9 protein-coding genes are annotated in these 12,018 nt (G+C 72.7%); all 9 read left to right on the top strand.

From position 1 onward, the window contains the following. The first annotated feature begins 56 nt into the window (after positions 1-56). The 9 genes from P8A20_RS15260 (at position 57) to P8A20_RS15220 (ending at position 11,775) form a co-directional block, all read left to right on the top strand. Positions 57-1,388: an aspartate aminotransferase family protein gene (locus P8A20_RS15260; RefSeq protein ID WP_147963949.1), complete on the top strand. Its 1,332-nt coding sequence runs from the start codon at positions 57-59 to the stop codon at positions 1,386-1,388. 137 nt (positions 1,389-1,525) lie between these two features. Next, positions 1,526-2,332, top strand: a complete 807-nt coding sequence (locus P8A20_RS15255; RefSeq protein ID WP_147963948.1) for a TIGR03084 family metal-binding protein — start codon at positions 1,526-1,528, stop codon at positions 2,330-2,332. Beyond that, positions 2,329-4,032 (top strand): acyclic terpene utilization AtuA family protein, encoded by a 1,704-nt coding sequence (locus tag P8A20_RS15250; RefSeq protein WP_147963947.1) that lies wholly within the window; start codon positions 2,329-2,331, stop codon positions 4,030-4,032. The genes P8A20_RS15255 and P8A20_RS15250 overlap by 4 nt, the downstream gene beginning before the upstream one ends. Further along, positions 4,029-5,624 carry an acyl-CoA carboxylase subunit beta gene (locus tag P8A20_RS15245; protein WP_147963946.1) on the top strand — a complete coding sequence of 532 codons (1,596 nt, stop codon included), beginning with the start codon at positions 4,029-4,031 and terminating at the stop codon, positions 5,622-5,624. The genes P8A20_RS15250 and P8A20_RS15245 overlap by 4 nt, the downstream gene beginning before the upstream one ends. An 8-nt stretch (positions 5,625-5,632) precedes the next feature. Then, positions 5,633-7,663, top strand: a complete 2,031-nt coding sequence (locus tag P8A20_RS15240; RefSeq protein WP_306103660.1) for an acetyl/propionyl/methylcrotonyl-CoA carboxylase subunit alpha — start codon at positions 5,633-5,635, stop codon at positions 7,661-7,663. Beyond that, positions 7,660-8,826, top strand: a complete 1,167-nt coding sequence (locus P8A20_RS15235) for an acyl-CoA dehydrogenase family protein (protein WP_306103659.1) — start codon at positions 7,660-7,662, stop codon at positions 8,824-8,826. Before P8A20_RS15240 ends, P8A20_RS15235 begins: the two co-directional genes overlap by 4 nt. A 68-nt stretch (positions 8,827-8,894) precedes the next feature. Further along, positions 8,895-10,472, top strand: a complete 1,578-nt coding sequence (locus P8A20_RS15230) for a 4-coumarate--CoA ligase family protein (protein WP_147963943.1) — start codon at positions 8,895-8,897, stop codon at positions 10,470-10,472. Continuing rightward, positions 10,469-11,209, top strand: coding sequence for an enoyl-CoA hydratase family protein (locus P8A20_RS15225; protein WP_306103658.1), 741 nt, complete (start codon positions 10,469-10,471; stop codon positions 11,207-11,209). Before P8A20_RS15230 ends, P8A20_RS15225 begins: the two co-directional genes overlap by 4 nt. Then, positions 11,197-11,775, top strand: coding sequence for a TetR/AcrR family transcriptional regulator (locus P8A20_RS15220; RefSeq protein ID WP_147963941.1), 579 nt, complete (start codon positions 11,197-11,199; stop codon positions 11,773-11,775). Before P8A20_RS15225 ends, P8A20_RS15220 begins: the two co-directional genes overlap by 13 nt. Positions 11,776-12,018 lie beyond the last annotated feature (243 nt).

Genomic DNA, 12,018 nt, shown 5'->3' with positions numbered 1-12,018 from the left:
CGGACACCGGCTCCCGGAGCGTGTCCCACGGCCCTCCCACTCAAACTGGAGCAGCGATGAATGGCGTTTTCCCGGCGCTCGGCGGCACCGAAGGCAGCCGGTCCTGGTTCGAGCGCGCACAGGCGTCCCTGGCCGGCGGGATCAGCTCCTCCGCCCGGCTGACCTCCACCGGACCGCACCCCTACCCGCTCTACATGACCAGCGGGTCGGGCGCGCGCGTCCGGGACGTGGACGGCAACGAGTACATCGACTACCTCGTCTCCTACGGCAGCGCCGTCCTCGGGCACGCGTCCCCCCTCCTCACGGACGCCCTCACCGACGTCCTCCGTACGGGAACGATGTTCGGCACCTGCAACGTGCCGGAGGTCGAACTCGCCGAGCTGATCTGCCGGATGGTGCCCTGCGCCGAGCTGGTCCGCTTCGCCAACTCGGGGAGCGAGGCGGTGCAGGGAGCGGTGCGTGCCGCCCGCGGATACACCGGCCGGTCCACGATCCTCAAGTTCGAGGGCCACTACCACGGCTGGTCCGACACGCTCGCCGTCTCGAACCGGCCCACCACCGCCGAGGCGGGCCCCTACGGCGCGCCGCACGCCGTGCCCCACTCACCGGGCATCCCGCCGGGTGTCGTCGACGACGTGGTCGTCCGCCCGTGGAACGACCCGGCCGCGCTCAGGTCCGCCCTCGACGCGCACCCCGGCCTCGCGGCGGTCATCTGCGAGCCCATCGTCGCCAACAACGCCTGCACCATGCCCGACACGGGATTCCTGGACCTGCTGCGGCAGGAGTGCACCGCCCGGGGGATCGTGCTGATCTTCGACGAGGTCTGTACCGGGTTCCGGACCGGCCCCGGCGGGGCCCAGACGCTCTTCGGGGTGATCCCCGACCTCGCGGTGTACTCCAAGGCGCTCGGCGGAGGACTCCCGATCGCCGCGTTCGCGGGCCGGCGTGAGGTGATGGAGCCACTGGCGAGTGGACGGGTGAAGCACGGAGGCACCTACAATGCGTCGCCCCTGTGCGCCACGGCCGCCCTCGTGACACTCCGTGCGCTGAACGACCCCGCCGTCACCGGACGGATCGACGAGACCGGTCGCAGGATCATGGAGACGGTGCGCCGCGCTGCCCACGACCGGGGCGTGCCCTGCGCGGTGCAGGGCGTCGGGGCCATGTTCCAGGTGGTGTTCACCCCGGACGGGTCCCCCACCCGGCAGTACCGCGACCTCCTCACGGCGGACGGAGGCCGGTACGACGCCTTCCGGCACGAGCTGCTCAAGCGGGGTGTGCACACCAACGCCTACGCGATGGCCTGCTGGTTCGTCCCGGCCGTCGTGTCGGACGCCGACCTCGACGCCACCTGCCGGGCCGTGGAGGACGCCTTCGCCGTCCTCTGAGTCCCGGGGGTCACCGGAGACTGGGGACGGCCGGGGCGGACCGCCGGCGGGCGAAAAATCATGCAAGCATGCTTGCTTGTTTCCTGGGGCGCTGGCATGCTCCGGGGCACACCGCCACGCCCCGAGGGGAGCGCACCGTGCCCGACGCATCGGCCGTGACCGCCGCCGTGCTCGACGACATGCGTGAGGAGAGCGACGAACTCGACCTGCTGGTAGCGGGGTTGAGCGCGCAGGAGTGGGCCACGCCGACGCCCGCCGAAGGGTGGACCGTCGCCCATCAGATCGCCCACCTCAACTGGACCGACGAGGTGGCCCTGGTCGCCGCCACGGCGCCCGACGCCTTCTCCGCCGAGGTGGAGAAGGCACTCGCGGCCCCTGACACCTTCGTCGACGAGGCGGCCGACGAGGCCGTCACCGCCCTGACCCCCGCGGACCTGCTCGTGGAGTGGCGGGAGGGGAGGGCCCGGCTCCAGGAAGCGCTCCGCGCGGCGCCCGGGGGGACGAAACTGCCCTGGTACGGCCCGCCCATGAGCGTCGCCTCGATGGCGAGCGCCCGGCTCATGGAGACGTGGGCGCACGGCCAGGACATCGCCGACGCGCTCGGCGTGACCAGGAAGCCCACCGCCAGGCTCCGGCACGTCGCCAGGATCGGCGTACGCGCCCGGGACTACGCCTACTTCGTACGGGGCCTGCAACCGCCCGCCGAGCAGTTCCGGGTGGAACTGCGCGCGGACGACGGCGCTCCGGCGGTGTACGGCCCCGAGGACGCCGCGCAACGGGTCACCGGCCCGCTCCTCGACTTCTGTCTGCTCGTCACCCAGCGCGCCCACCGGGACGACCTCGCCGTCGAAGCGGTGGGCCCGGACGCCGGGCAGTGGCTGGACATCGCGCAGGCCTTCGCCGGACCCGCCGGGCCCGGGCGCCCCCGGAAGGCGGACCGATGACCCGGCCGCTGCGCATCGGCAACGCGTCGGGCTTCTACGGCGACCGCTTCGACGCCGTGCGCGACATGCTCACCGACGGGCCGCTGGATGTCCTCACCGGGGACTACCTCGCCGAACTCACCATGCTGATCCTGGGCCGGAGCCGCATCGAGGACCCGAAGCGCGGTTACGCCTCGACGTTCCTCCGCCAGCTGGAGGAGAACCTCGGGCTCGCCCACGAGCGGGGCGTGAAGATCGTCACCAACGCCGGCGGCCTCAACCCGGCCGGGCTCGCCGACGCCGTACGGGAGCTGGCGGACCGCACCGGCATACCCGTGCGCGTCGCACATGTCGAGGGCGACAGCCGCCCCGTGCCCGACGGCTGCCTGACCGCCAACGCCTATCTCGGCGGCGCGGGCATCACCGCCTGTCTGCGCGCCGGGGCCGACATCGTCGTCACCGGGCGGGTCACGGACGCCGCCCTCGTCACCGGTCCCGCCGCCGCCCACTTCGGCTGGGGGCCCGGCGACCACGACGCGCTCGCCGGGGCCGTCGTCGCCGGACACGTCCTGGAGTGCGGGACCCAGGCCACCGGCGGCAACTACGCCTTCTTCGGCGACCACGACGTCCGCCGGCCGGGGTTCCCGCTCGCCGAGATCCACGCGGACGGAAGCAGCGTGATCACCAAGCACGAGGGGACGGGCGGCGTCGTCGACATCGGCACCGTCACCGCCCAACTGCTGTACGAGACCGGCGGTGCCCGCTACGCCGGACCCGACGTCACCGCCCGGCTCGACACCGTACGGCTCACGCAGGACGGGCCCGACCGGGTACGGATCGGCGGCGTACGCGGAGAGGCGCCGCCGCCCATGCTCAAGGTCGGGACCAACCGGCTCGGCGGGTGGCGCAACGAGGTCGTCTTCGTGCTGACGGGACTCGACATCGACGCCAAGGCCCGTCTCGTGCGGGACCAGTTCGCCGACGCCCTCGACCGGGCCGGCTCGAAGCCCGCCGAGGTGCGGTGGGAGCTCGCCCGCACCGACCGGGCCGACGCCGGCACCGAGGAGACGGCCAGCGCCCTGCTCCGGCTCGTCGTGCGCGACCCGGACGCGGAAGCCGTCGGCCGCGCGGTGTCCGGGGCGGCCGTCGAGCTGGCACTCGGCAGCTACCCGGGCTTCCATGTGACCGCCCCGCCCGGCAAGGGCGCCCCCTACGGGGTGTTCGAGGCCGCGTACGTGCCGGCCGGTGAGGTCGAGCACGTCGCCGTGCTGCCCGACGGGACCAGGGAGGCCGTACCGGCGGCCGGGGAGTACAGGGACCTCGACGAGGTGGCGGAGCCGGCCCTGCCCGAACCGCTGCCCGCCGGTCCCACGCGTGCCGTCCCCCTCGGGCGGCTGGCCGGTGCCCGCAGCGGCGACAAGGGCGGGGACGCCAACGTCGGGGTGTGGGTCCGCTCGGACGACGCCTGGCGCTGGCTGGCCCACGAACTGACCGTCGCCCGATTCCAGGAACTGCTTCCGGAGACCGCCGGGCTCACCGTCGTACGCCATGTCCTGCCCCGGCTGCGGGCCCTCAATTTCGTCGTCCACGGTCTCCTCGGCGAGGGCGTCGCCGCGCAGGCACGTTTCGACCCGCAGGCCAAGGCGCTGGGGGAGTGGCTGCGGTCCCGACACGTCACCGTCCCCGTGCAGCTGCCGGCCGACCCGGAGGTGAACGCATGACCGTCCTGCCCACCGCCCTCGACACCGCGGGCCCCGAGTACGCCGCCCACCGCGAGGCGATGCTCGCGAAGCTCGCCGAACTGGAGACCGAGCACGCCAAGGCCCTCGCCGGCGGCGGCGAGAAGTACGTGGCCCGCCACCGGGGGCGCGGAAAGCTCCTCGCCCGCGAGCGGATCGAGCTGCTGGTCGACCCGGACACGCCGTTCCTGGAACTGTCCCCGCTGGCCGCCTGGGGCAGCGACCACACGGTGGGAGCCTCGCTCGTCACCGGCATCGGGACCGTGTCCGGCGTGGAGTGCCTGATCACCGCCAACGACCCGACCGTGCGCGGCGGGGCCTCCAACCCGTGGACCCTGAAGAAGGCGCTGCGCGCCAACGAGATCGCCTTCGCCAACCGGCTGCCCTGCATCAGCCTCGTGGAGTCGGGCGGCGCCGACCTGCCGTCCCAGAAGGAGATCTTCATCCCGGGCGGCGCGCTGTTCCGCGACCTCACCCGGCTGTCCGCCGCCGGGATCCCCACCGTCGCCGTGGTGTTCGGCAACTCCACCGCCGGAGGCGCGTACGTCCCCGGCATGTCCGACCACACCGTGATGATCAAGGAGCAGTCCAAGGTCTTCCTCGGCGGCCCGCCCCTGGTGAAGATGGCCACCGGCGAGGAGAGCGACGACGAGTCCCTCGGTGGCGCCGAGATGCACGCCCGCACCTCCGGTCTCGCCGACCACTACGCCCTCGACGAGCACGACGCGCTCCGCCAGGCCCGTCGGATCGTCGCCCGCCTCAACTGGCGCAAGGCACACGCCGATCCGGGCCCCGCCGAACCGCCGAAGTACGACGAGGACGAACTCGTCGGGATCGTGCCCGGTGACCTCAAGGTCCCCTTCGACCCGCGAGAGGTCATAGCCCGGCTGGTCGACGGCTCGGACTTCGACGCCTTCAAGCCGCTCTACGGGACGAGCCTGGTCACCGGCTGGGCGCGGCTGCACGGCTATCCCGTCGGCATCCTCGCCAACGCGCAGGGCGTGCTGTTCAGCGAGGAGTCGCAGAAGGCCGCGCAGTTCATCCAGCTCGCCAACCAGCGCGACATCCCCCTCCTCTTCCTGCACAACACCACCGGCTACATGGTCGGCAAGGAGTACGAGCAGGGCGGCATCATCAAGCACGGCGCGATGATGATCAACGCGGTGTCCAACTCCCGGGTCCCGCACCTCTCCGTGCTGATGGGCGCCTCCTACGGCGCCGGGCACTACGGCATGTGCGGCCGGGCCTACGACCCCCGCTTCCTCTTCGCCTGGCCCAGCAGCAAGTCCGCCGTCATGGGGGCCCAGCAGCTCGCCGGCGTCCTCTCGATCGTCGCCCGCGCCTCCTCCGCCGCCAAGGGGCTGCCCTACGACGACGAGGCCGACGCCGGACTCCGCGCCATGGTGGAACAGCAGATCGAGTCCGAGTCGCTGCCGATGTTCCTCTCGGGGCGGCTGTACGACGACGGGGTCATCGACCCCCGCGACACCAGGACCGTCCTCGGGATGTGCCTGTCCGCGATCCATACGGCCCCGGTCGAAGGCGCGCGCGGCTTCGGCGTCTTCCGGATGTGAGGCATCGGATGATCACCACACTGCTGGTCGCCAACCGGGGCGAGATCGCCTGCCGGATCTTCCGCACCTGCCGGGATCTGGGCATCGCCACCGTCGCGGTGTACTCGGACGCGGACGCCGGCGCCCTGCACGTACGGGAGGCCGACACCGCCGTACGTCTGCCGGGCGCCGCGCCCTCCGACACCTACCTCCGCGGCGACCTCGTCGTCGCCGCCGCGCTCGCCGCGGGAGCCGACGCCGTGCACCCGGGGTACGGCTTCCTCTCCGAGAACGCCGGATTCGCCCGGGCCGTGCAGGACGCCGGCCTCCTCTGGGTGGGGCCGCCGGTCAAGGCCATCGAGCTGATGGCGTCCAAGACCCGGGCCAAGGAGCTGATGGCCGCCGCCGGAGTGCCCCTGCTCGCCCCGGTCGACCCGGGGAGCGCCACCACCGCCGATCTGCCGCTGCTGCTCAAGGCGGCGGCCGGCGGGGGAGGGCGCGGGATGCGCATCGTGCGTGACCTCGCCTCGCTCCCCGGGGAGCTGACCGCCGCTTCCGCCGAGGCCGTCAGCGCCTTCGGGGACGGCGAGGTCTTCGCCGAGCCGTACGTCGAACGGGGCCGGCACGTCGAGGTCCAGGTGATGGCCGACGGGCAGGGCACGGTGTGGGCGCTCGGCACCCGCGACTGCTCCCTCCAGCGCCGCCACCAGAAGGTCGTCGAGGAGGCCCCCGCGCCCGGACTCGACGACGGACTGCGCCGCCGCCTGCACGACGCGGCGGTCGCCGCGGCGCAGGCGGTGGGCTACCGGGGCGCGGGCACCGTCGAGTTCCTCGTGTCGGCCGAAGGACGCCCCTGGTTCCTGGAGATGAACACCCGGCTCCAGGTCGAACACCCGGTCACGGAAGCCGTGTTCGGGCTCGACCTCGTCGCCCTGCAACTGCGCGTCGCGGAAGGCGGACCGCTCCCCACGGCCGCCCCGCCCGAACCGCACGGTCACGCCGTCGAGGCCCGGCTGTACGCCGAGGACCCGGCCCGTGACTGGCGGCCACAGACCGGAGCGCTGCTCTCGTTCGACGTACCCGAGGCACCCGGCCTGCGTCTGGACACCGGATACGCGGGCGGCGACACGATAGGCGTGCACTACGACCCGATGATCGCCAAGGTCATCGCCCACGCCCCCACCCGCACCGAGGCCGTCCGCCTCCTCGCCCGCGCCCTGGAACGCGCCCGCATCCACGGCCCCGTCACCAACCGGGAACTCCTCGTGCGCTCGCTGCGCCACCCGGACTTCGTCGCGGAGCGCCTCGACACGGGCTTCTACGACCGGCACCTGGCCGCCCTGACGACGACCGCAGCACCCGGGGAGGACTCCGCACGCACTCTCGCCGCCACCGCCGCCGCACTCGCCGCCGCCGGACCCTCCCCGGCGGGGAGCACCACGGGCCCGGCCCGCTTCGGGGCCTGGCGCAACCTCACCTCGCAGCCGCAGACCCGGAGCTACCGGAGCGAGCCCGACGGCACCGAGTACGAGATCGCCTACCGCACCGGCCGGGACGGCATCCCGGTGCCCGGGTCGGGCGAGCGGGTCGTCGCCGTACACCCCGGCGCGGTCACCCTCGAAACCGGCGGCCTGACAAGGCACTTCACCGTCACCGTCCACGGCGACCGGACCCATGTGGACACCTCGTCCGGCTCGTACACCTTCACCGCACTGCCCCGCTTCACCGACCCCGCCGAACGCACCGAGCCCGGCTCCCTGCTCGCCCCCATGCCCGGCACCGTCGTCCGCCTCGCCGAAGGGCTGGCGCCGGGCACGGCCGTCGAGGCCGGGCAGCCGCTGATCTGGCTGGAGGCGATGAAGATGGAACACCGCATCCTGGCCCCCGCCTCCGGCACGCTCACCGCGCTCCACGCCGCCCCCGGACTCCAGGTCGAGGTCGGTGCCCTGCTCGCCGTAGTACAGGACGCATCCGCGAACGATCCCGCGCCCGTATCCGAGAGCGACCCCGCGAACGCCCCCGCGCACGCACCCGCGCATCAGGAGGAGACGACGTCATGAGCACCGTCCTCGAAACCGAAGAGCACAAGGCCCTCCGCGCCGCCGTCGCCGCCCTCGGCAAGCGCTTCGGCCGCGCCTACACCACCGACCTGTTCCGCGACGGCGAGCACCCCCGGGAGCTGTGGGAGGAGGCCGGCAAGCTCGGCTACCTCGGCGTCAACCTCCCCGAGCAGTACGGCGGCGGGGGCGGCGGCATGGCCGAACTCTCCATCGTCCTGGAGGAGCTCGGCGCCGCGGGCAGCCCCCTCCTCATGATGGTCGTCTCCCCGGCGATCTGCGGCACCGTCATCGCCCGCTTCGGCACCGACGAGCAGAAGCAGGCCTGGCTCCCCGGCCTCTCCGACGGCTCCCTGAGCATGTCGTTCGGCATCACCGAGCCCGACGCCGGGTCCAACTCGCACCGCATCACCACGACGGCCCGCCGCGACGGCGGGGACTGGGTCCTCACCGGTCGCAAGGTCTTCATATCCGGCGTCGACATCTCCGACGCCACACTGATCGTCGGCCGCACCGAGGACGCCAGGTCCGGCAACCTCAAGCCCTGCCTGTTCATCGTCCCCCGTGACACCCCCGGCTTCACCCGCACCCCGATCGACATGGAACTCCAGGCGGCCGAGAAGCAGTTCGAGCTGGTCCTCGACGACGTACGGCTGCCCGCAGGCGCCCTCGTCGGTGAGGAGGCGGACACCGGGCTGCTCCAGCTCTTCGCCGGGCTGAACCCGGAACGCATCATGGGCGCCGCCTTCTCCATCGGCATGGGCCGCTACGCCGTCGACAAGGCCGTGGACTACGCGAGGACCCGCACCGTCTGGAAGGGCGCGCCCATCGGCTCCCACCAGGCCATCGCCCACCCGCTCGCCCAGGCGCACATCGAGCTCGAACTCGCCCGGCTGATGATGCAGAAGGCCGCGAGGCTCTACGACGACGGCGACGACATCGGCGCGGGGGAGGCGGCCAACATGGCGAAGTACGCCGCCGCGGAGGCCTGCGTCAGGGCCGTCGACCAGGCCGTCCACACCCTCGGCGGGAACGGCCTCACCCGCGAGTACGGGCTCGCCTCCCTGATCACCGCCGCGCGTGTCTCCCGTATCGCGCCCGTCAGCCGGGAAATGATCCTCAACTACGTCTCCCACCAGACCCTGGGCCTGCCGAAGTCGTACTGACGTCTTCGGCCACGTCACGCCCCCGCAGGGGCGATTCCGGCTCTCCACCCGCGTCGAAGGGGACCGCCATGGTGTTCCACAGCGAGTACGCAGACGTCCAGCCCCTCGAAAGACCCATCCACGAAGCCGTCCTCGGGAACGCCGCGGACTTCGGTGACACGCCCGCCCTGATCGACGGCACCAACGGGATGAGCGTGACGTACGCCCAGCTCGACACCTTCCACCGGCGCATCGCCGCGTATCTGGCCGCGGCCGGACTGCGCAAGGGCGACGTGCTCGCCCTGCACAGCCCCAACACGATCGCCTACCCGGCCGTCTTCTACGGGGCGACCCGGGCCGGTGCCACCGTCACCACCATCCACCCGCTGGCCACCCCGGAGGAGTTCGCCAAACAGCTCGGGGACTCCGCCGCCCGCTGGATCGTCACCGTGTCCCCTCTGCTCGACGTCGCCCGCCGCGCCGCCGAACTCGCCGGCGGCGTCGAGGAGATCTACGTCTGCGACCAGGCCGAGGGCCACACGTCCGTGCTCGACATGCTGGGCTCCACCGCACCCGAGCCCGACATCGCCTTCGACCCGGCCGAGGACGTCGCCGTACTCCCGTACTCCTCCGGGACCACCGGCACCCCCAAGGGCGTCATGCTCACCCACCGCTCCATCGCCACCAATTTGGAGCAGCTGAGGCCCTTCGTCCCCCTCGGCGAGCGCGACCGCATCCTGGCCGTGCTGCCCTTCTTCCACATCTACGGGCTCACCGCCCTGATGAACGGTCCGCTGCGCTACGGCGCCACGGTCGTCGTCCTGCCCCGCTTCGACCTCGCCCAGTTCCTGGAGACGATCCAGACCCACCGCATCACCGGTCTGTACGTCGCCCCGCCCATCGTCCTGGCCCTCGCGAAGCACCCGATCGTCGGCGAGTACGACCTCTCGTCGCTGGAGTACATCGTCAGCGCCGCCGCACCCCTGGACGCCGGACTCGCCGCCGCCTGCTCCACCCGGCTCGGTGTGCCCGCCGTGCGTCAGGCGTACGGCATGACGGAGCTCTCGCCCGGCACCCACGTGGTGCCCCTCGACGCCGAGAACCCGCCGCCGGGCGCGGTCGGGAAGCTGCTGCCCGGCACCGAGATGCGGATCGTCTCGCTCACCGACCCCGGCATCGACGTCGGCCCGGGCACCGCCGGCGAGATCCTCATCCGGGGCCCCCAGGTGATGAAGGGCTACCTCGGCCGGCCCGACGCCACCGCCGACATGATCGACCCCGACGGCTGGCTGCACACCGGTGACGTCGGCCGGGTCGACGCGGACGGCTGGCTGTACGTCGTCGACCGGGTCAAGGAACTCATCAAGTACAAGGGCTACCAGGTAGCCCCCGCCGACCTGGAGGCGCTCCTCCTCACCCACGCCCGGATCGCCGACGCCGCCGTCATCGGGGTCTACGACGCCGACGGCAACGAGGTCCCGAAGGCGTACGTGGTCCGCCGGCCCGACGCGGATGACCTCACCGAGGAGGACGTCCTGACGTACGTCGCCGAGCGCGTCTCGCCGTACAAGAAGGTCAGACAGGCCGAGTTCATCGAGGCCGTGCCCCGTGCGGTGTCCGGCAAGATCCTGCGGCGCGAGCTGCGCGACCGGGAGAAGCAGCGATGACCCTGGCACCCCCGTCCCACGACCGGGGCATCACCACCCTCACCCTCGACTCCCCGTCGAACCGCAACGCACTCTCCGCGGCGCTGGTCGGTGAGCTGACCGAGGCGCTGGCCGGCTGCGCGGGCGACGACTCGGTGCGCGCGGTCGTCCTCACCCACACCGGCAACACGTTCTGCGCGGGCGCCGACCTGACCGCACCACCCGAACCGGCAGCCTTCGTCGGCCTGATGCGGGCGATCGTCGCCCTGCCCAAACCCGTCCTCGCCCGTGTCACCGGCCACGTCCGGGCCGGCGGGCTCGGGCTCCTCGGAGCGTGCGACATCTCGGCGGCGGGTCCCGACGCCACCTTCGCCCTCACCGAGTCCCGGCTGGGCCTCGCCCCCGCCGTCATCTCCCTGCCCCTGCTGCCCCGGCTCGACCCGCGCGCCGCCGCCCGCTACTACCTCACCGGGGAACGCTTCGACGCGGAGGAGGCGGCCCGCATCGGCCTCATCACGCTGGCCGCCGGTCCCGAAGACGTGGACAAGGCGCTCGTACCGGTACTGGACGGACTGCGCAGGGCGTCACCGCAGGGGCTGGCGGCTTCGAAGGAGCTGGTCACGGCTAGTGTGCTGGAGAGTTTCGACCAGTACGCAGAAGACCTCATCGCCCGCTCGGCGGCGCTCTTCGCCTCCGACGACGCACGGGAGGGGATGACGGCCTTCCTGGAACGACGGGATCCCGCATGGGTGCTGTGACGCCCCCGAAGCAGGACAGGAGCCGCGCCACCCGGCAGCGGCTCCTGGCGTCGGCGGTGGCCTGCCTGGCCGAACACGGCTGGGCGGGCTCCACGGTCACCGTCGTCGCCGAGCACGCCGGGGTCTCGCGGGGAGCCGCCCAGCACCACTTCCCGACCCGCGAGGACCTGTTCACCGGCGCCGTCGAGTACGTCGCCGAGGAGCGCTCCGCCGCCCTGCGCGCCCTGCCCGTCCAGGGCCGCACGGCGGTGATCGCTGCCCTGGTCGACCTCTACACGGGGCCGCTCTTCCGCGCTGCCCTCCAGCTCTGGGTCGCCGCCTCGAATGAAGCCCAGCTGAGGCCCCGCGTCACCGAACTGGAGGCCCGCGTCGGCCGGGAGACCCACCGGATCGCCGTGGAACTCCTCCGCGCCGACGAGACCCGCCCCGGCGTCCGCGAGACGGTCCAGGGCCTGCTCGACATGGCCCGCGGCCTGGGTCTGGCCAACGTCCTGACGGACGACAGGGCACGGCGGGAGAGGGTGGTCGCGCAGTGGGCGGCCCTGCTGGACGAGGCGCTGGGCTGACCCCGGCCGCAGGAGGGCTTGCGGGAGGCCGGATACGCCGCACTCGGTGCGCACCGGCATCGTGCGCCGGACCCGGGTGTCCGGGGACGGGGCCGCACACGACGCGTGACCTGGGGGCTGACCTCCGCCGCGAACGCGCGCCCCGACAAATGTACGAAAAGCGGAAGGGCTGATTTCCGTCGCATTCGTACCGCCCCTTCGCTACGCTCCCCCTCTCAGCGTCCGGTAGGGGACAGGAGGGTC

The organism is Streptomyces sp. Alt3 (assembly GCF_030719215.1).
GTDB classification, from domain to species: domain Bacteria; phylum Actinomycetota; class Actinomycetes; order Streptomycetales; family Streptomycetaceae; genus Streptomyces; species Streptomyces glycanivorans.
This window is presented reverse-complemented; position numbering and strand designations above follow the sequence as displayed.